The sequence below is a fragment of the Desulfatiglans parachlorophenolica genome (genome assembly GCF_055394735.1).
This window is the reverse complement of the sequence record NZ_AP042460.1, coordinates 725,410-744,033: the sequence shown is the minus strand read 5'-3', so window position 1 is coordinate 744,033 and position 18,624 is coordinate 725,410. Positions and strand designations below refer to the sequence as shown.

The 18,624-nt window shown below is 62.6% G+C and carries 17 protein-coding genes; 8 read left to right on the top strand and 9 right to left on the bottom strand.

Annotation, left to right across the window (positions count from 1 at the left end):
- The first annotated feature begins 39 nt into the window (after positions 1–39).
- Entirely contained in the window at positions 40–1,392 is a 1,353-nt protein-coding gene (locus tag ACZ500_RS03475; RefSeq protein ID WP_464231146.1) for a glycerate kinase type-2 family protein, read from the top strand.
- Positions 1,393–1,417: 25 nt separating this feature from the next.
- Here ACZ500_RS03475 and ACZ500_RS03470 read toward each other — a convergent pair whose 3' ends face one another.
- The 4 genes from ACZ500_RS03470 to ACZ500_RS03455 form a co-directional block, all read right to left on the bottom strand.
- Complete coding sequence (locus ACZ500_RS03470; protein WP_464231145.1) at positions 1,418–2,650, bottom strand: glycosyltransferase family protein; 1,233 nt, start codon at positions 2,648–2,650, stop codon at positions 1,418–1,420.
- Entirely contained in the window at positions 2,634–3,476 is an 843-nt protein-coding gene (locus ACZ500_RS03465; protein WP_464231144.1) for an HAD-IIB family hydrolase, read from the bottom strand. Before ACZ500_RS03465 ends, ACZ500_RS03470 begins: the two co-directional genes overlap by 17 nt.
- A gap of 38 nt (positions 3,477–3,514) precedes the next feature.
- Positions 3,515–4,882: a glycosyltransferase family protein gene (locus ACZ500_RS03460; RefSeq protein ID WP_464231143.1), complete on the bottom strand. Its 1,368-nt coding sequence runs from the start codon at positions 4,880–4,882 to the stop codon at positions 3,515–3,517.
- Between the two features lie 187 nt (positions 4,883–5,069).
- Positions 5,070–5,282, bottom strand: coding sequence for a hypothetical protein (locus tag ACZ500_RS03455; protein WP_464231142.1), 213 nt, complete (start codon positions 5,280–5,282; stop codon positions 5,070–5,072).
- A gap of 21 nt (positions 5,283–5,303) precedes the next feature.
- Here ACZ500_RS03455 and ACZ500_RS03450 point away from each other — a divergent pair, with 21 nt between their 5' ends.
- From ACZ500_RS03450 to ACZ500_RS03440, 3 genes are all read left to right on the top strand, one after another.
- A complete protein-coding gene (locus tag ACZ500_RS03450; RefSeq protein ID WP_464231141.1) occupies positions 5,304–5,879 on the top strand; it encodes an HD domain-containing protein in 576 nt (191 codons plus the stop codon).
- Positions 5,880–5,889: 10 nt separating this feature from the next.
- On the top strand, positions 5,890–6,090 hold the full coding sequence (locus tag ACZ500_RS03445) for a hypothetical protein (RefSeq protein WP_464231140.1): 201 nt from the start codon (positions 5,890–5,892) through the stop codon (positions 6,088–6,090).
- A 76-nt stretch (positions 6,091–6,166) separates the two neighbouring features.
- Positions 6,167–7,972: a protein-disulfide reductase DsbD family protein gene (locus ACZ500_RS03440; protein WP_464231139.1), complete on the top strand. Its 1,806-nt coding sequence runs from the start codon at positions 6,167–6,169 to the stop codon at positions 7,970–7,972.
- A 66-nt stretch (positions 7,973–8,038) separates the two neighbouring features.
- On the opposite strand, the gene ACZ500_RS03435 is transcribed toward ACZ500_RS03440, so the two are convergent.
- The 4 genes from ACZ500_RS03435 to ppsA all read right to left on the bottom strand — a co-directional run bounded on the left by ACZ500_RS03435 (position 8,039) and on the right by ppsA (position 14,406).
- Positions 8,039–8,845, bottom strand: a complete 807-nt coding sequence (locus tag ACZ500_RS03435) for an alpha/beta fold hydrolase (RefSeq protein WP_464231138.1) — start codon at positions 8,843–8,845, stop codon at positions 8,039–8,041.
- A gap of 12 nt (positions 8,846–8,857) precedes the next feature.
- Positions 8,858–10,414, bottom strand: coding sequence for a class I adenylate-forming enzyme family protein (locus ACZ500_RS03430; RefSeq protein WP_464231137.1), 1,557 nt, complete (start codon positions 10,412–10,414; stop codon positions 8,858–8,860).
- 509 nt (positions 10,415–10,923) lie between these two features.
- Positions 10,924–11,922, bottom strand: coding sequence for a beta-ketoacyl-ACP synthase III (locus ACZ500_RS03425; RefSeq protein WP_464231136.1), 999 nt, complete (start codon positions 11,920–11,922; stop codon positions 10,924–10,926).
- 6 nt (positions 11,923–11,928) lie between these two features.
- A complete protein-coding gene (gene ppsA, locus ACZ500_RS03420) occupies positions 11,929–14,406 on the bottom strand; it encodes a phosphoenolpyruvate synthase (protein ID WP_464231135.1) in 2,478 nt (825 codons plus the stop codon).
- Here ppsA and ACZ500_RS03415 point away from each other — a divergent pair.
- The 4 genes from ACZ500_RS03415 to ACZ500_RS03400 all read left to right on the top strand — a co-directional run bounded on the left by ACZ500_RS03415 (position 14,378) and on the right by ACZ500_RS03400 (position 18,080).
- Complete coding sequence (locus ACZ500_RS03415; protein WP_464231134.1) at positions 14,378–14,845, top strand: hypothetical protein; 468 nt, start codon at positions 14,378–14,380, stop codon at positions 14,843–14,845. The two genes, ppsA and ACZ500_RS03415, sit on opposite strands and share 29 nt — an antisense overlap.
- A 161-nt stretch (positions 14,846–15,006) precedes the next feature.
- On the top strand, positions 15,007–16,164 hold the full coding sequence (locus ACZ500_RS03410; RefSeq protein WP_464231133.1) for a cysteine desulfurase family protein: 1,158 nt from the start codon (positions 15,007–15,009) through the stop codon (positions 16,162–16,164).
- Complete coding sequence (locus ACZ500_RS03405; RefSeq protein WP_464231132.1) at positions 16,151–16,735, top strand: cysteine hydrolase family protein; 585 nt, start codon at positions 16,151–16,153, stop codon at positions 16,733–16,735. Before ACZ500_RS03410 ends, ACZ500_RS03405 begins: the two co-directional genes overlap by 14 nt.
- A 7-nt stretch (positions 16,736–16,742) precedes the next feature.
- The gene (locus ACZ500_RS03400) at positions 16,743–18,080 is read left to right on the top strand and encodes an adenylate/guanylate cyclase domain-containing protein (RefSeq protein ID WP_464231131.1); all 1,338 of its coding nucleotides are present in this window, start codon (positions 16,743–16,745) and stop codon (positions 18,078–18,080) included.
- A 37-nt stretch (positions 18,081–18,117) separates the two neighbouring features.
- On the opposite strand, the gene ACZ500_RS03395 is transcribed toward ACZ500_RS03400, so the two are convergent.
- Entirely contained in the window at positions 18,118–18,618 is a 501-nt protein-coding gene (locus tag ACZ500_RS03395; RefSeq protein WP_464231130.1) for a rubrerythrin family protein, read from the bottom strand.
- Between the last annotated feature and the right edge of the window lie 6 nt (positions 18,619–18,624).

The window sequence follows — 18,624 nt, the reverse complement described above, 5'->3', positions numbered from 1 at the left end:
CGACAAACCTCGGTACACCTATCCCGGAAGGAAAGAAAAATGCCCGAAAACACGCTTGACGTCATGAGGGCCGACGTCCGCCGCATCTTCGAGGCCGCCGTCGAGGCCGTTGACCCCTATGCCGCCGTCCGAAGCCACTGCACCCTCGACCAGGGGCGGCTCAGCGTGCGATCCGCCGCGGGAACCCCCTTCACCCTGGACCTCGGGCGTTTCCGACGGATCTTCCTCGTCGGCGGCGGCAAGGCGACCGCCCCCATGGCCAAGGCGATGGAGGATCTCTTCGGCGACCGCATCACCCGGGGAACCATCGTGGTCAAATACGGCTTCGCGGAGGCCCTGCGCGCCACCCGCATCATCGAGGCGGATCACCCCGTCCCCGATCGGAACGGCGTCGAAGGGGCGAGGGCCATTCTGGATCTGCTGCATGAGGCCGGGGAAGACGATCTCGTCGTTTCCCTGATTTCGGGGGGAGGCTCGGCGCTCCTCCCGCAGCCCGCCGAAGGGATCCGGATCGAGGAGAAACAGCGAATCACGCGCGGTCTGCTCGCCTGCGGCGCAAGCATCGACGAGATCAACGCCGTCCGGAAGCACATTTCGGTGCTGAAGGGCGGGCAGATGGCCCGCGCCGCCTATCCGGCCGCCACCCTGAACCTGATGCTCTCGGACGTCGTGGGCGACCGGATCGACGTCATCGCATCCGGCCCCTTTACCCCGGATCCGTCAACCTTCGGCGAGGTGGCTGCGATCCTTGAAAAATACGCCTTGGAAGACATCCCCGATTCCATTCGCCGTCACCTCCAGGCCGGGGCGGAGGGACGTATCTCTGAAACGCCCAAGCCAGGCGACCCGGTTTTCGAAAGGGTCCGTCACGTCATCGTGGGAAGCAATATTCTGGCGCTCGAGGCGGCTGAAAAGGAGGCGAAGGCGCTCGGTTACGGAACGCTGATCCTGTCATCCATGGTGGAGGGGGAAACGCGCGATATCGCGCGGATGCATGCGGCCATCGCCAAGGAATGTCTCAGGTCGGGGCATCCGGCCCGCCCGCCGCTCTGCGTCGTCTCCGGCGGGGAAACCACCGTCACGATCCGGGGCAATGGACTCGGAGGCAGAAACCAAGAGTTCAGTCTGGCGGCGGCGCTCGACCTCGAGGGCGAGCCCCCGCGCGTGGTCATCCTGAGCGGCGGGACGGACGGGAACGACGGTCCGACGGATGCCGCCGGGGCCGTCGTCGACCCCCTGACCGTTTCGCGGGGCCGCACGGCCGGCCTCGACGCGGTCCGGGCGCTGAGGGAAAACGACGCCTACCCGTACTTCCAGAAGACGGGGGACCTGCTCATGACGGGTCCGACACGCACCAACGTGATGGATGTGCGCCTCATCCTCGTCCGGTAAGCGCGGCCGATACGGCCGGGCCGTATCAGGAGTGCTTCTGCTGCCAGCGTTTTACAAGGTAGGGCTTCGTCATCTCGAAGGTCAGGCAGTCTTCTTCGATGGCCTCTTCGGCCTGTTTGATGTTCATGCTGCGGGTCTTTTTCACGAACGAAAGCGTCCGCCCGTAGTAGAGCGGAATCAGCGATTCCATCATCTCGTCGCGGTCTTGGACCGCGTCCCGGTAGGCCACGGCCGTATCGAAAAGGATGCGCGCCCAGAGATCCGTCGGCACATCGAAGACATTCTCCTTCATCTCCTTGATCTCCAGGAGCTTTTTGTACACATCAGGGGTCAGGAGCGTTTTCCACAAACCGTCGAAATCGTCGAAACCCTTCCGGAACTGCCGAAAGAGATTCGCGCTGTCGACCGACACCTTGGGCGGCATCTCCGTTTCACCGAGGCCGAAGCCGTAGATGGCGGTCGGCCGGCTGTATTTCACCTTGAGCCAAAGATTCTCGAAGTGTCCCATCAGCGAAAAGACGGTCCCGACGACCTGGCGGAACATCGGTCCGAGGTGCGCCCCCGGGTCCTTGGTGCGGTGGATCTTGGGCCGGCCCATGAAGGACTGGCAGATCTGAACCTTTTGCATGATGGCTACCGTGGTCATCCAGATATCGATCCCGAAGTGCGCCACGGCCTCGTCCCAAATGCTGCAGTCCGCATAGGCCTTGGCCAGTTCGCCGCTGAACCCGAAATCACCCCCGATCGGCTGGCGCACCCGCCGTCCATAGAGAGAGCGGGTCAGGGGATAGGCGATGCCGTTCGTGATAGTCCCGTCGTACTTGTGCCGGATGTAGAGCGGCGCCACATAAGAGAATCCGTTGTAAAGCGGCTCGCCGAGGTGCCTGATCCACTCCGGGGTGATGCTCTTCAGATCGGCGTCCACCACCACCACGGCCTTCGCCTCGAGCGCCACCACCTTTTCGAACAGATTCCTGAAGTTGTTGCCCTTGCCCATGACCCCCGGCGGCGTCGACAGGTAGATCTTGGGCGTTTCGGTCGGCGTACCCAGGAAGACCGACCTGGTCTCGTCAGGCGAATCGTTGTCGCAGTTGATGATGACCGCACTCTTGTCGCCGAAATATTTCTTGAGGCCCTGGTCCGCCTGTGTGATCGGATACGCTATGGAGTCCGCCTCTTTGTAGGACGGGATGCAGACCACCATCTCGGCCTTTTCGATGCTCTGCGGATTGACCTCCCTTTCAAAGCCTTCCGTCATGTGTTTCTCCCTCCTTCGTCTCTCCCAAAATCGCCGAGACCGTCTCGTTCCAGCCCTCAGGACCCTTCCGGCCGCTGATGGTCAGATTGGGAATATGTTTCTTCAAATAGCTGTAATCCCGCGCCGATCGGATCAGGACGGGATAATCGACCTTTTCGAGCATGGAAAAATCGTTCGGGCTGTCTCCCAAGGCAATGGACAGGACAGGACCGCTGCGCCGCCGGTAGTGGGCCATCAGCATCCTCACCGCTCTTCCCTTGTCGTTCGAGCCCTGGAGATGATAAAACCGCCCGCCCGACAGGATCTGCAGTCCGCGGGCACGGGCAGCCTCGTCGAGCACCCGGCTTCCGGCTCCGTCTGCGGTCGGAAACACGAACGGCTCATCATACTCGCGCCGGGCGGCGAGGCGCGCGCCATCGAGACCCAGGCCCGTCAACTCCGCAATCTCCGCGGCGCTCATATCGGAAAAACCCCTGAGGGGCAATCCGGTTTCTTTGCGAATCTCCTCGAGCGCCTGCACCAGCCGGGAGTATGGCTCGCCCAGGCGCCAGACCCAAAGGCCGTCCTCGGCCAGGGCATCCTCAGGCGGAGGATCACCGCCGTCGAAAAAGACCGCGCCGCCGTTCTCCACGACGAACGGATCCGATAGGCCCAGCGCCTGGCGCAGCGGCTGCATCTCAGCCCGGGTCTTGCTCGAGACGAGAACGACCGGCACCCCCTGATGCCGGCAAAGCCGAAGGGCGGGCCGGGCCGCTTCCCACGCGTAGGTGTCGTGATCCAGGAGGGTTCCGTCCAGATCAGTAAAAACGATATAATGGCCTTTCATTCCACCCGAAGGATCCATGGTGCATCCACCGCAGCGCCTCAGTCTGCAAACCGCTGTTTTTCCTGCTCCACCACCTCGATGATCTGATAGAAGATGTCGGGCAGTTTGTTGTGGACCCGCTCCCACGAGACCGTCTGCGGCATGTCGAAACCGCCCTTTTCCGTCCGCCGCTCCACGGCGAGGACGGCATCCGCCAGACCCTGCTGCAGGAACGGGGCAAATTCGTCATGGGTGTGCAGAAAACGCAGAAAACGTTCGGTCATCCGGTAGGGAGCCGTCAGCATCTCGCCCGCACGGACGATGCTATGCCGAAAGACGTCCTTGATGAGTTCCTCTTCCGCATCGCGGTCGTACTTCAGATTGCTGAACCCGGCATCGTCCGAATACTTCTTGACATGCTCTTCGGCTACGGCCTGGTAGGTCACGGCCAAGTCCCGGAAGAAGGTATCCGAGATCTCCAGACCCTCTTCGATGACCAGCGCGTTCATGAGGGTCGCCACGATATCGATGGCCATCCGGTTCAGCCCCTTTCCGGGATCGGTGTTCGAACTCTCCTGGTGCTTGTGATCGAAAGGCCGGTCGCTGAACATGACCTGGGCCGCCGAAGAGGCCTTGCGATACACCTCGATCAGCGTGAAGATCTCGACCCCCCAGTTGGTGGCAAAGCGCATCCGTTTGAGCAGATCGGCGTGAAAGGCCACCTCGCCTGAAAGCTGGTACTTGAAAGCCAGAAGGAAATCGATCAGCCGGAGCATCTTTTCTTCCCGGCTTTCCGTGAACTTGCGTTTGAGCGCCAGGAGCAACGGGTCGAGGAGCAGCCGCTTGACCCGACCGTAGATCTGCTTGTTCATCAATCTGGCATAGTAGGCCTTCGAAAAATCGTAGTTGAGGGCAACCACCGGGTAGAGCAGACGGTCGAGCTGAATCCGCCGGAAGGTCCGGATGTCGGCATCGATCAGCCCGATAGAGTGCGCTCCCAGGGCCAGAGCGATCCCGAAGCTCAGGAACATGTTCTTGCCCTTTCCGGGTTCGCTGATATCGAAGCCGGCCTCGTTCAGACGCGCGTATATCCTGATGAAACCTGGGCCGTCGTTCCACTGGATCAGGGCGTTGCGGATGCCTGCCTCCTGGATGAGCCGGCGCAGCTGAAAGGCCTCCTCCTCGTCGGCGCGGTCGAGTCCAAAGATGATGGTCGAGAGGTAGACCACACTTCGAAGCTGGTTCAAGATATTTCTGAATACCGGCAAGTTGTCGGGGTCCGTAAATTCGGAGGCGAGACAAGGGATGATGAGGACGGTCTTCTTCCAGCGCGAGTGAAGCCGCAGTTGAGTCTTCAGGTGGTTCCGGTCTATCTGCAGGATGTGGAAGGTGGTAATCTGCCCGCTGTGTTGGGAGAAATCGCTCATCGCTCTCTCCTTGCACCCCCGACTCCGCCTGGAGGACGTGAAGGGCGAAGACGGACCCCGAGAAAAAGAGCCATCCAGCCGATGCGCGGCTTTGCGGCAAAGCAGGCCGTCCGCCCGCAGGCACCAGGGGCCGTATTCGATAAGAATGATCTGTCCTATCCCGGTTTCTCGATGGAACCTAGCGAATTTACCCTTCGATGTCAATGCCGTTGAGGATGATACCCGACCCGACGCGGCGCCACTCGAGCCATCTCCCGTCCGCCCTGCCGCATTCGGCCGCCGTGGAGCCGCCCAGGCCGGATGAACGGTTTTGGGGATTCCGGGTACACACCGGCTTGCAGAGCGCCACAAAAAGCTGTACGTTTATATGGATGTGCAGAAGCGATCTTCCATCGACCATGAGCTTTCAAAAGAGGAAACCATGATTCCAAGCTATGAAAAATGCCTGGAAGCCTGGGACCGGTACAGTATGCTCGACAACATCCGGGCCCATAGCCTCCTGGTCGCCAGAATCGCCCTCCTGCTGGCGAAAAACCTGCGGGCCCGGGGGTTTCCGGTATCGGTCGCCAAGACCACCGCGGGCGCCCTCATGCACGATATCGCCAAGACCCGCTCCATCCAGTCGGGCGAGGACCATTCCGAACTGGGGCGGCGGATCTGCCTCACCCACCATTTCGACGAGATCGCCGACATTGTGGCCGAACACGTCAGGTTGCGGAGTTTCGATCTGAACGGTGTGTATTCCGAAAAGGAACTGGTCTACTATGCCGACAAGCGGGTCAACCACGACCGGGTTGTCAGCCTCGAGGAAAGGCTCGAATACATCATCTCCCGCTACGGCGCAGACGATCCGGACAGATGCTCCGCCATCCGTTCAAATTTCGGCCGCTGCCGATCGATCGAGTGGAAGATATTCAGTAAACTCGACTTCGGCCCGGAGGCCCTCGAGCACCAGGTGCTGAAGGGCCCCGGGGAACCGGTCTTCACTGAACCCTAGAGGTCCGTCCATGTCCATCCGACTGATAGCGAAAGACCTGTACCGTTTGAAAAACGAGGTTGAACAGCTGGAAAAGGAATTGGAGCACGCCCCGAGCGACCGGCAGGATGCCCTTGCAGACACCCTGCGCAGGACGCGCGCAGACCTCGACCGGCTGCAGCGTATGCTGGACGGCGCGAAGAACCCTCCAGACTATCGGCAGCCCCGATGAACAGCGCAGATCGCCCGGCATACCGGATACCGATCGAAGGACGTTGGCATCAACCCGCAACTTGCCGGAACGCTCCATGAAGATCGACCGCATACCGCCTCGAACACCCCGCCCTCGTCTGAAGGACATCCTCGGTCACTTCCTTCTTCCGGCGCTCCTTTTCATCGCTTGTGCAGCTGCCTCGCCTCCCTCCTGGGGGGCCACGGCCGCCATCGAGACGATCCCTTCCCGGGAGGCCTACCCGGCAGGCGGCGCCTATCCGCTTCACCTCACCGTCACCGTGGACGAATCGTGGTTCCTTCACGGGTCTGAAGAGGCAGAGGGGATGCTCGCCACCCGGCTGGCCTTTTCCGGGTCAGACGCCGTCCGGATCTCCGGCGTGCGGTTTCCGCCGCCCAAAAAGGTTCGCTTCCCCTATCTCGACGAGCCGATCGAGGTCTACGACGGCACCTTCACCGTGGCAGCGACCATCGAGGTCCCGGGCGAGGCAAAACCCGGCCGGCACCGGATCGATGGCGTCTTTTCCTACCAGGCCTGTTCGGCCGCGACCTGCCGCCCGCCCGAGGAGATCCGTTTCCCCTGCGAGATCGAAGTCCTCCCGCCCGAGGCCGGCCGCGGCGAGCCGATGCGGGTCGGGTTGGCCCCCTCTGCGCGCGACGCGGGCGCCGGGGTCCGAGAGGACCGGTGGAGCGGCTTCTGGTGGACCATCCTCGGCATCTTTCTGGGCGGCCTCGCCCTCAACCTGACGCCCTGCATCTACCCCCTGATCCCCATCACGGTCTCCTACTTCGGAGGGAAAGGCGGCACCCTGGGCGGGCACCCGCTCCTGCACGGCGCCTTCTATATCATCGGGCTCGCCGTCACCAACGCCGCCCTCGGAGCCGCAGCCAGCCTCTCAGGGGGGCTCCTCGGCGCGATCCTCCAGAACGCCTATGTCCTCAGTGGAATCGCACTGGTGCTGGTCCTGCTCGCGCTGAGCTTCTTCGGCCTCTGGGACCTGCGCCTGCCCCAGCAGCTCACCCGCCTGGCCGCGAAAAACTACAGCGGCTATTTCGGCACGCTCTTCATGGGGCTGACGCTCGGCATCGTGGCCGCGCCTTGCCTCGGGCCTTTCATCCTCGGGCTTCTGACGGTCGTGGGGCAGAAGGGGGACCCCCTCCTCGGGGTCCTCTATTTCATCGCCCTCAGCATCGGAATGGGCCTGCCGCTGACGGTCCTCGGGATCTTTTCGGGCGGACTGAACCGGCTGCCCCTGTCAGGGGACTGGATGGTCTGGGTGCGCAAACTGCTCGGCTGGGTTTTGATCGGCATGGCCGCCTATATGGTCCTCCCGCTGATACCGGCCGGCCAAGGCAGGACCGTGATCGGCGCGGCTCTCCTGCTCGCGGCGGCGCTTCACCTGGGCTGGATCGACCGCAGCGGCAAAGGGGCCCGGGCCTTCGGCATTACCAAAAAGGCCGTCGGCCTCATCGGCATCGGTGCCGCCCTGTTCTATCTCTACAGCGGTTTTCAGATCCGCGCCGGCGTCCCATGGGCCCCATACGAACCGGCCCTTCTCGAAGAGGCTGCGTCCGCCGGCAAACCGGCCATCCTCGACTTCTACGCCGACTGGTGTACGCCCTGCCGTCAGATGGACACTGCGGTCTTCAAGGACCCGGAGATCGTCCGGCTCGCGGAGCGGTTCATCCCGTTGAAAATCGACCTGACCAGACGGCATCCCCGGCAGGACGAACTGCAGCGGACCTACGGTCTGAAAGGGGTCCCCACCATCATCTTCATCGATCGGAATGGAAAGGAATTGGAGGGGCTGCGGATCGAATCCTACATGGACAAGGCCGCGGTGCTGGAGCGGATGAAACGGGCCCTGGGACCAACCTCCTGAGGGTCGGGCCGACCCTTCGGGCCGGGACCTCCGTGCAGAAAGACGAAAGCCCGGGCGGCCCCGCCTTCAGAGCCCTTCGATGAACTCCTCCACCTCCCGATTGAACGCCCCGGGCGCCTCGACCATCAGCATGTGCCCCGCCTCGGGGATGACCCGGACCGAGACCTGTTTCAAGAGCCTTCCCAGTTCCTCGGAAAGCTTCAGAGGGGTCAGGCGATCCGCCTCGCCGCACAGGACGAGCGCGGGGCATGCAAGGCGGCCCAAGCTCTCCCGGCAGTCGAACCGGTCGCAGGCCGCGAAGTCGCCCAACACGACGGGCATCCCCGAATTCTTCATCATTCGCACCCCTTCGCGGAGCAGTGCGTCGAGGGCTCCCGGCGCGTAGGCATAGGTCACGATGGCCTCGACCGTCTCCTCGAAACGGGCCTCCAAACCCTTCAAAAAATCCGGGGCAACGCGCAGCCGGGCCCCGGTGCCGGCCAGGATCAGGCCGTTTATCTTCATGACTCCCCGCAGGGCCGCCTCGAGCGCGATGGCCCCTCCCATGGAATGCCCCATCAGAACGACTCCGGCATCGAAGACGGGGCCGACCACCGTCTCGAGCCATGCGGCATACGCCCCGATATCGTTATGCGAGGGCCCCGCGGTGCCGCCGTGCCCCGGAAGATCCACCGCAACCGCGTTCAGGGTCCGCCCGAGCGGGCCGGTCTGATTGAGCCAGTGCGCCCCTCGCCCGCCGGCGCCGTGCACCATGAGAAGCGTCGGCCGCTCCGCAAAGAACCGGTCCGACCCCGCCTCGAAACCCACACCCATCCGCGCGAGGGCGGCGTAAGGTGAACGGGCCTCATCCATTGCTGCTCCTTTTTCCTCCATCTTCAGCTCCTTTCAGGCGGGCCTTTCCCGCGGGAGACGCTCCATCAGAACGGTCTTGCGGACCTTCCCGAGTGATGTGCGGGGGAAATCCTCGAAAAACGCAACCCTCTTCGGGATCTTGTAGCGGGCCAGTCGGCCGTCGAGGTACGCGAAAACCTCCTCCTCCGTCAGGCTTTCACCCCGGCGCACGACAATGCAGGCATGGCCCGCTTCGCCCCACTCGCCGTCGGGAACCCCGAGCACGGCGGCATCCTCGATCCCGGGATGCGCCTTCAATTCCCGTTCGATCTCGGCGGGATAGACATTCTCGCCGCCGGAGATGAACATGTCCTTGGCACGATCGACCAGATAGAAATAGCCGTCTGCGTCCTGGTAAGCCAGATCGCCCGTGTGAAGCCACCCGTTGCGGATGGTCGACTCGGTCTGGACCGGATCCTGCCAGTACTCCTTCATCATGACGGAGCCCCGCACGACGATCTCCCCGATCTCACCGGGGCCGACCTCCCTCCCTTCGCGATCGAACAGCGCCACCTCTGCGTGGAAGACCGGACGGCCGACCGTGCCCGGCTTCCGGAGGGAATCCTCCTCGGAGGCCCACAAAAGGATCGACGTCTCGGTCTGCCCCATGATCTGACGCGCGCAGAATCCCGCCTCCTTGCAGGCCGTCAGGAGTTCCGGGGTCACCTTTTCGCCGCCGACGGCACAAACCCGCAGAGAGGACAACCGGTGCTCCGTCCTGGGGCCGACCTTCAGGAGGGCGCGATACACCGTCGGGACCCCGAGAAATTTCGTCACGCGGTGGAAGGCGATATCCACATAGGTCTTAAGGGGATCGAAACGCGGATGGATCACCATGCTCGCCCCCTTGTAGAGGATCGGCGAGGCCTGGATGAAGAGCCCCCCAGAATGGAACATGGGCAGGATGACGAGCATGACGTCGTCGAAATGGAGTTTGAAGAAGATGTCCGCGTTGAGGCAATTGAAAAAGGTCTTGCGGTAGGAGAGCACAGCACCTTTCGGCCGGCCCGTCGTACCGGATGTGTACATGATCACCTGCGGCTCCTCCGGGTCGGCCGGGGCGAGCGACCGGGTCAGGAAAGGGCGACAGCCTTTGAACTCGCCCCGCTCCTTCAGATAATCGAGACAGCCGGCTGGCGGCGCCTCCCTCGACACGCAGGCGAGCAGCATCGGGGGGCGTGCCCGGGCAAGGTCCTCGATGCCGATTCTCGCCGCTGACCGTTTGCCGAAGACAAACAGGCGGGGCCTGGCATTGGCGAGCAGGTAGCGCAGCTCATGGACCGTCAGCCTGAAATTGAGCGGAACGAAGATGGCCCCCAGGCGGGCACATGCCAGATAGAGTTCCAGGAACTCGAGACCGTTGTGCAGCATCACCGCAACGCGGTCGCCCTTCTCGATCCCCACCGATTGCAACCAGCACCCGCACTGGCTCACCCTTTCATGAAGATCTGCATAGCTGACCGACGCCCCCTCAAAGAAGACGGCCGTCTTCCGGGGATGCAGTTCGCTCCACCGCTGCACCCACCAGGCGATATTCATCGATTCGATCATAAGGAGTGTCCATCCGGAAATGCGATTTCCCAACACGGCCAGGTTTCCCATGCAAAAAGGGCCTTTTTGGCCAATACCCGTGTCAATCTGCCTGTTTATCTATGCGGCGACCCACCGGTCGCCTTCGTACAAACGCCTGTTTTCGTCGATATCGGCAATAAATCCTCACTTCCGGATTGAAAATCAGAGAGTTCCTTTGGATCACCCAAGAAACTCGCGGTCCGGTGGCACACGTCTGAAAGGAAGAGGACAACCGAAGTCACAGCCACTCTGCGCGCGCCGGGTCCCCCCCAAAAAAACCGCAGCGCATCGAGATCGTCGACAGGAGACGAGTCGGCATGGAGCGGCAGGCTCGAGGCAGGGGGCTTCAGACTGCCCGCTCCAAGGCAGAACAAAGCGGATATGAGAAAGCCCAATCCCTTGGCGCAGGTTCATGCCCGATCGGGTAAGGATCAATCTGGACTGGAAACCAATCCGGCACCGCAGGGTGCCGCCGCAGAAAAGCTCCGTCAGACGGCCGCCCACCGGACGAGGGCACTCCCCCAGGTCAGTCCGCCGCCGAAGACCGGCAGACACACCAGGTCTCCATTCTTGACGCTGCCGTCGCGCACCGCCTCGTCGAAGGCAATGGCGCACGAGGCCGAAGAGATGTTCCCGTATTTATGGAGCGTTACATAAAATCGTTCCATCGGAACATCCAGGAATTTGGCGATGGACTGAAACATCCGCAGGTTGGCCTGGTGGGGAATGAACCAGGCGACGTCCTCTACCTTCAAACCATTGAAGTCGAGCGCCTCCCGGATCGAGTCGATGAAGTGGCGCACCGCCACCCGGAAGCTCGCGTTCGCCTCGATCATATTGAGCGTGTGGAGGCCCTTGTCGACGCTTTCATGGGAAATGGGCGTCGTCTTGGAACCGCCGCCCGGCATAAGGAGATCCCGGCCATTGACCCCGTCCGTGTGGATGTGCGTCGAGAGGATCTCGGGCCCGGAATCGCCGGTTGTCAGCACGGCCGCGCCCGCACCGTCGCCCCAGAGGATGCAGGTCGAGCGGTCCTTCCAGTTGAGCGTGCGGCTCATGACCTCGGCCCCGACGACCAGGATGGTCCGGTAGGTCCCGTTCTTGAGGTATTGTTCGGCCACATTCAGACTGAAGATGAAGCCCGAGCACGCAGCCGTCACATCGAAGGAGGCCGCCTGAGGGGCGTCCAGGTGGGCCTGCAGCCAGTTGGCCGCCGAGGGGCAGCAGGTGTCCGGGGTGATCGTCCCCACGATGATGAGGTCCAGGTCCCGGGCGGTCAGCCCCGCCATCTCGAGTGCGCGGATAGAGGCCTGATAGGCCAGATCGGATGTTGCGACATCGGGATCGGCGATCCTGCGTTCACTGACTCCGGTCCGTTTGACGATCCACTCATCGGTCGTGTCGAGGCCCATGGCCTGGAGGTCGAAATTCGTCAACACCTTGGGCGGGACGTAGGACCCGGTCCCGAGAATCCGTATGTTTCCCATGCGTTGTCAGTTCTCCCCCTTGATCCCGAGGGCCTTTTCCTTGTTCGCGACCAGCAGCCTCGTCCGTATCACGGTGTCCGGTATGAGGCTCATGGAGTCGATCCCGCACTCCACCAGGAACTCAGCGAATTCCGGGAAATCACTCGGCGCCTGGCCGCAGATCCCAATCTTGCGCTTCTTCTCCTTAGCCACCTTGATGACCTGGGCGATCAGGCGCTTGACGGCCTCGTTGCGCTCGTCGTACAGGTGCGAGACCAGAGAGGAATCGCGGTCGAGCCCCAGGGTGAGCTGGGTCAGATCGTTGGATCCGATCGAGAAACCGTCGAAGATCTCGGCGAACTGGTCCGCGCAGATCACGTTGCTAGGGATCTCGCACATGACGTAGATCTCGAGGCCGTCCTCCCCCTGTACCATCCCGAACCGCTTCATGAGATCGACCACCCGCCGGCCCTCTTCGGGTGTGCGGCAGAAGGGCACCATGACCTTGATGTTCTTGAGCCCGACCTCGCTGCGGGCCTTGTGCAGGGCCAGGCACTCGAGCTCGAACGCGCGCATGAAGTTCTTGTCGTAGTAACGCGAGGCCCCGCGCCAGCCGATCATGGGGTTGCTTTCCTGCGGCTCGTAAAGGTAGCCGCCCAGAAGATTTTCATACTCGTTCGTCTTGAAATCGGAAAGTCGCACAATGACATCGTTCGGGTAGAAACCGGCGGCGATGCGGCTGACGCCTTCAGCCAGTTTATCGATGAAAAACAGACGTTTGTCATCATAAACCGAGGTGATCTGGTCGATCTTGTAGACCACCCCCGCGATCTTCTGGTCCGACTGCGCCTTCTCTTTGAGTTCCGCATAATCCAGCAGGGCAAGCGGATGGATCCCGATATGCGAGTTGATGATGAACTCCTCCCGCGCCAATCCGACCCCGTCGTTTGGGATCATTCCCTGGGAAAAGGCCTTTTCAGGGATGCCGACGTTCATCATCAGCTTGGTCCGGGTTTTGGGCACGTCTTCGAGATCGATCTTTTCCACCTCGTACTTCAGGAGTCCCTTGAAGACGTCCCCTGTCTCTCCTTCGCAGCACGAGACCGTCACCTCGGTGCCGGGTTTGATCACCTCATCCCCTTTCCCGGTCCCGATCACGCAGGGGATGCCGAGCTCCCGCGAAACGATGGCGGCGTGGCACGTCCGCCCCCCCTTGTTGGTCACGATGGCAGCGGCGATCTTCATGATCGGCTCCCAGTCCGGGTCGGTCATGCTCGTCACCAGGACCTGGCCCTTCTTGAACTTGCCCATATCCGTGGTCGAGTGGATGACGTTGGCCTCCCCCTGGCCGATCTTGGTCCCCACTGCCGTTCCGCTCACCAGCAGCTCGCCTTCCTCCAGCAGAAGGTAATTTTCATAGGTCTTCAGGTCCTTCCGGCTGTGGATGGTCTCGGGGCGCGCCTGCACGATGAACAACTTTCCCGTTCCCACGTTGACACCGTCGCCGTCCTTCGCCCACTCGATATCCATCGGCTTGAAGTAGCCCGATTCCTTCGAATAATGCTCTTCGATGATGCAGGCCCAATGCGCCAACTGCAGAATCTCGTCGTCCTCGAGGACGTAGCGGTGCCGTTCGGGCAGGGTGATCGGGACGTTCTTGACCGTGGCATCGTCCTCCATGGAGTAGACCATCTTGATGTCGCGGTCGCCCACCTTACGGCTGACGATGGCGCGCTTCCCTTCTTTGAGCGTCGGTTTGAAAACGTAGTATTCATCGGGGTTGACGACGCCCTGCACCACGTTTTCACCGAGCCCGTAGGCCGCCGTGATGAACACCGCATCCTTGAACCCGGTCTCGGTGTCGATTGAAAAGATGACGCCGGAGTAGGCGGAATCGCTGCGGACCATCTTCTGGACCGCTATCGACAGGGAAACATCGAACTGGCCGAAGCCCTTGTCATGACGGTAGCTGATCGCCCGGTTGGTGAAAAGGCTGGCGAAGCACTTGCGGCAGGCATCCAGAACGCTCATCTTGCCCCGGATATTGAGGTAGGTATCCTGCTGGCCGGCGAAAGAGGCGTCCGGCAGATCCTCCGCCGTGGCCGAGGACCGGATGGCCACATCGACCGCATCCTGCCCCTTCAGAGAGAACTCCTCCGCCAGCTTGTCGTAATTGGTGTAGATCGCCTGCGTGAGGTCGGGGGGAAACTCCGCGTGCACGATGGTCTCCCGGACCTCCCGGCCCTTACGCATGAGGCCTTCGATGTTGGCCGTATCCAGATTCTTGAGGATCTTCTTGATCTCGTCCTCGATGCCGGCATACTTGAGAAAATAACGATAGGCATAGGCCGTTATGGCAAAACCGTTCGGAACCTGGATCCCGCGACTGTGCAGTTTCTGGTACATCTCCCCAAGGGATGCATTCTTGCCCCCGACCAGGGGGACATCCCGTATGCCGATCTCGTTGAACCAGAGGATGAATTTTTTCTCGTTATCTTTTGGCATCGCCTCTCTCCTCTTCCCGAGCAATCTGGTTTCTCATCCGGAAACGGCCTTTTCCTTCGCCGGCTTCGCCCTTCAGCCCCAACCCTTCGGGGCGGACCGCGCCCTGGCCGACCTCGGCGCCGATCTGCACGTTTACCTGAGAGACGACCTGCAGGTCGCCTCCGCACACCCCATCCAGCCTTTTCCACCCCCCGTCCCGATCGGAGCCCTTCCTGAAAACAGAAAAAAAGAGACCTGCACGACCGAACGGAAGATCACCGCTGTCGAACCGGGCGTAAGACCGGTTCCAAAAATCGGTTCCTATGTTCATGAAAGGCGGGCAGTAAGCACAAACAGGCATCCGCTCCAGCCGATGCCCGTCCAGCAACGACATCCGGGCACAGTCCCGCCCTCCGCACCGCCGAACGGCGGTGACCCAGCCCGTGCGACCACGATTTAGACCTACCATCAATGGAATATGTTGTCAATTCACAAAATTTGGTTTACAACCCGCCTGTAGACCGTTTTTCCCCCGCTTCGCGGCGCATGACGGCGCCCGATCGGTGGAGATCGCTGCAGACCCGTAGCCCTTTAAGTTATTGTTCGTCAGGGATTTTTTCGATGCCTTCCGCACAAGACAGATCCATCTACCTGGACCACAACGCCACCACGCCCATCGCACCCGAGGTGCGCGAGGCGATGCTCCCCTTCCTCGGGGAGGCCTTCGGCAACCCATCGAGCGGTTATCCCCTCGGCCGGCAGGCCAAGGAGGCCCTGGAGGAGGCGCGGGCCGATGTCGCCCGCCTTCTCGGCTGCAAGCCGCAGGAGATCGTTTTCACCTCCGGCGGGAGCGAGGCGAACAACATGGCCCTCAAAGGGCGCGTGGACTTTCGCCGCCCGGCTGCCTTTCATCTGGTGACGACGGCCGTCGAGCACCCGGCGATACTCAACCCGGCGCTTTACCTCGGCGAACTCGGCGCCCGGGTCACGGTATTGCCGGTCGATGGACGCGGACGGGTCGACCCGGAGGCGGTCCGGCGCGCCCTCGGGCGGGAAACCGGCCTAATCAGCGTCATGCTCGCCAACAACGAGACCGGTACGCTCCAACCGATCCCCGAGATCGCGGCGATCGCGGCGGAACAGGGCACCCCGGTCCACACCGACGCCGCCCAGGCGGTGGGAAAGATCCCCGTCGACGTGAACGTCCTGGGCGTCGCGTTCCTGAGCCTCGCGGGGCACAAGCTCTATGCCCCCAAAGGCGTGGGGGTCCTTTACATCCGCGAAGGCTGCGAGCTGACGCCTCTCATCCACGGAGCGGCGCAGGAATCCGGGCGGCGCGCCGGCACGGAAAACGTCCTCCTCGCCGTGGGTCTGGGCGCGGCCTGCCGGCTGGCGGCCGGGACCCTCACGGCCGAGCGCCGGCGGATCGAACACCTCAGGGACACCCTGCAGGAACTGCTCTTTGCAGGCATCGACGGGCTCATCCTGAACGGGGATCCCCGCGAGCGTCTTCCGAACACACTCAACGTGTCGGTGCCCGGTCTGCAGGGTGGACGGATCCTCGAAGCCCTTCCCGGCATCATGGCCAGCACCGGCGCCGCCTGCCACGACCGCAGCGTGGCGCTTTCCCATGTCCTTTCCGCGATGGGCATCGAACCGGCAACGGGCATGGGCGCCCTGCGCCTGTCCCTCGGCCGGTCCAACACCCTGGATCAGATCACCGAGGCAGCCGGGCTCATCATCGACCAGGTCAAAAGGATGGATCATGAACGACTTTGAAACGGACAAACCTGCCCTGCTGATCATCGATATGGTCAAGGACAATTTCATCGAGGGGAGGCATCTGCCCATCACGCCTTTGGCGAAGGCCATCATCCCGTCCATCAACGCCCTGAGCGCCGCCTTCCGGGAGGCCGGGTGGCCGGTGGTCTTCGCGACCGATGCCTTCCATGCGGAGGACTTCATCTTCAAGGGGCGTATGAGCCCCCACTCCCTGGCGGGCACCGAAGGCGCCGAGGTCGTGGACGAACTGGACCGCCGTCCGGAGGATTACTGGCTGCCGAAGCCCCGTTTTTCGGCCTTTTTCAAGACGGGGCTGGAAGACTGGCTGAGGAAGCGGGGCGTCACCCTATGCGCCGTAGGAGGCATCGCCACCAACTTCTGCGTCCTCACGACCGTCATGGACGCCCTGTGCCACGACTTCAAGGCCGTCCTGCTCGAAGACTGCGCGGCGGCGGCCGCCGCGGAGACGCACCGGCAGGCCCTCGGCCTCTACCGCCGCAACCCCCTTCAACCGCTCTTCCAGGTCATGCGCGCCGCCGTGTTTCTGGAAGCACTCAGACGGTCGTGAGCCCGGCATGAACCAGCAGCCTCCTTCCCCACCACCCGAGAGCGATCCGATGGCGGCCTTCTTCGAGGGCCTGGAGGACCTGGCCGTCCAGCAGGCACGGCGGCTGATCAACCTGTCCCTTTACAGCAAGGCGCTCCTGTCCATGCTGCCCGTAGCCCTGATCGCCACGGACAAGGACGGCCTCGTCAGGATGAGCAACAAGGCCGCCCAGGACATCCTCGGATTCCGGGAAGAGGAGATCACCGGACGGCCGGCGGCGGAGATCTTCGGGCCCCGGAGCGAGATCGCGCGAAGGCTCCGCCAGGCGCTCGAAGACGCCAAGCCAGCCCACTTGGCCTCGCGAAGCCTCAAGCTCCGCTCGGGGAAAACCCTGGTGGGGAACCTCTACCTGCAGCCTTTCAGGGACGACGAAAACACCCTGCGCGGCCTGCTGGTGACCGTCGAAGACCTGTCCTACGTGCACTTCCTTCACGATGCCTTCAAACGCTACGTCCCGCCCTCGGTCTCGGAGATGATCGCCCGGAACCCGCAGGAGTTGAAGCTCGGGGGGGAGGAAAAGCACCTCTCGGTCCTGTTCGCCGACATAGAAGATTTCACCCGCTACAGCGAATCACACACCCCGAACGAGATGGTGACCCTGCTGAGCGAGTATTTCACGCTCATGACCGACCAGGTCTTCGCCTTTGAAGGGACGCTCAAGGAGTATGTCGGGGATGAACTGATGGCGATCTTCGGGGCGCCGGTCGAGCAGGCCGACCACCCGCTGCGGGCCTGCCGCACCGCCATCGCCATGCAGAAGGCCCTGAGCGACCTGCGGCGCCGCTGGCGGGCCATCGGCCGGCCGGCCATCCGGGCGCGCATCGGCGTCAATACGGGGCCGATGCTGGTCGGCAACCTCGGATCGCCGTACCGTTTCTCCTACGGCGTCTTGGGCGATCAGGTCAACCTGGCCTCGCGGCTCGAGGGGCTTTGCGCCGTCTACGGAACGCCCATCCTGATCGGAGAGCGGACCGCACTGGAGGTCGCCGACGTCTTCCTCTTACGCGAAATCGATTGGGTCCGGGTCAAGGGCCGTGTGCAGTCGGTGCGGATCTACGAGCTTCTCGGCGAAAAAGACGGGCCCCGGCCCGGCCCCGCGCGTGAGGCCGCCCTGGCGTTTTACGCCGAAGCCCTCGAGGCCTACCGGAACCGCAGCTGGGACCACTCCCTCCACTGTTTCGAGCAGGCCGCCGCAGCCGACCCCGAAGACGGCCCGTCCCGCGTCATGGCCGGACGCTGCAGGCAGTTCCTCGGCGCGCCCCCGCCCGAGGATTGGGAGGGGGTCTTCGAGCACACCCGGAAATGAGAGGCCGTTTCGGCCGCCTTCGCGCCCCTTCCGCACCTCAGGACACCGCCTTGAACTTCTCCTTGACGGCGCCGCAGACCGGGCAGTTGACCGGCGGTGCATCCTCGGCGATGTAGCCGCAGACCTGGCAGACGAAATAAGGGGTCTCCCGCTCGGCCAGCATATCGTTCATCGCCCGCTTGTAGAGTTCGGCGTGCTCGCTTTCGACGTCGCGGGACTGTGAAAACGCCTTTTCGACCGCGGCGACCCCCTCGTTCATCGCATCCTGGATCAACTGGGGATATTCGTCCACATTCGCGCGGATCTCGTTTTCGAACGCGGCCTGGAGGTTCTCCTCGGTGGACCCGATCTTCCCGCGCATCAGGCACAGGTACCGCTGTGCGTGGACCCCTTCCGCCTCGCTGACCGCCCTGAAAAGGCGCGCGATCTGTGCATACCCTTCGACCTCCGCCTTCTGCGCGAAGGCGAGATTGCGGGCCGAGGCCTTCGATTCGGCCGCAAAGGCATAACCCAGGTTCTTTTCGGTCTTTTCACCCATGTGTTC

What these genes read in the sequence shown, in the direction of transcription:
- ACZ500_RS03475 (WP_464231146.1), top strand. Translation starts at nt 40, where the DNA reads ATGCCCGAAAACACGCTTGACGTCATGAGGGCCGACGTCCGCCGCATC.
- ACZ500_RS03425 (WP_464231136.1), bottom strand. Translation starts at nt 11,922, where the DNA reads ATGGGAAACATACGGATTCTCGGGACCGGGTCCTACGTCCCGCCCAAG.
- ACZ500_RS03455 (WP_464231142.1), bottom strand. Translation starts at nt 5,282, where the DNA reads ATGGTCGATGGAAGATCGCTTCTGCACATCCATATAAACGTACAGCTT.
- ACZ500_RS03405 (WP_464231132.1), top strand. Translation starts at nt 16,151, where the DNA reads ATGAACGACTTTGAAACGGACAAACCTGCCCTGCTGATCATCGATATG.
- ACZ500_RS03395 (WP_464231130.1), bottom strand. Translation starts at nt 18,618, where the DNA reads ATGGGTGAAAAGACCGAAAAGAACCTGGGTTATGCCTTTGCGGCCGAA.
- ACZ500_RS03460 (WP_464231143.1), bottom strand. Translation starts at nt 4,882, where the DNA reads ATGAGCGATTTCTCCCAACACAGCGGGCAGATTACCACCTTCCACATC.
- ACZ500_RS03400 (WP_464231131.1), top strand. Translation starts at nt 16,743, where the DNA reads ATGAACCAGCAGCCTCCTTCCCCACCACCCGAGAGCGATCCGATGGCG.
- ppsA (WP_464231135.1), bottom strand. Translation starts at nt 14,406, where the DNA reads ATGCCAAAAGATAACGAGAAAAAATTCATCCTCTGGTTCAACGAGATC.
- ACZ500_RS03440 (WP_464231139.1), top strand. Translation starts at nt 6,167, where the DNA reads ATGAAGATCGACCGCATACCGCCTCGAACACCCCGCCCTCGTCTGAAG.
- ACZ500_RS03445 (WP_464231140.1), top strand. Translation starts at nt 5,890, where the DNA reads ATGTCCATCCGACTGATAGCGAAAGACCTGTACCGTTTGAAAAACGAG.
- ACZ500_RS03430 (WP_464231137.1), bottom strand. Translation starts at nt 10,414, where the DNA reads ATGATCGAATCGATGAATATCGCCTGGTGGGTGCAGCGGTGGAGCGAA.
- ACZ500_RS03450 (WP_464231141.1), top strand. Translation starts at nt 5,304, where the DNA reads ATGATTCCAAGCTATGAAAAATGCCTGGAAGCCTGGGACCGGTACAGT.
- ACZ500_RS03435 (WP_464231138.1), bottom strand. Translation starts at nt 8,845, where the DNA reads ATGGAGGAAAAAGGAGCAGCAATGGATGAGGCCCGTTCACCTTACGCC.
- ACZ500_RS03465 (WP_464231144.1), bottom strand. Translation starts at nt 3,476, where the DNA reads ATGAAAGGCCATTATATCGTTTTTACTGATCTGGACGGAACCCTCCTG.
- ACZ500_RS03410 (WP_464231133.1), top strand. Translation starts at nt 15,007, where the DNA reads ATGCCTTCCGCACAAGACAGATCCATCTACCTGGACCACAACGCCACC.
- ACZ500_RS03470 (WP_464231145.1), bottom strand. Translation starts at nt 2,650, where the DNA reads ATGACGGAAGGCTTTGAAAGGGAGGTCAATCCGCAGAGCATCGAAAAG.
- ACZ500_RS03415 (WP_464231134.1), top strand. Translation starts at nt 14,378, where the DNA reads ATGAATTTTTTCTCGTTATCTTTTGGCATCGCCTCTCTCCTCTTCCCG.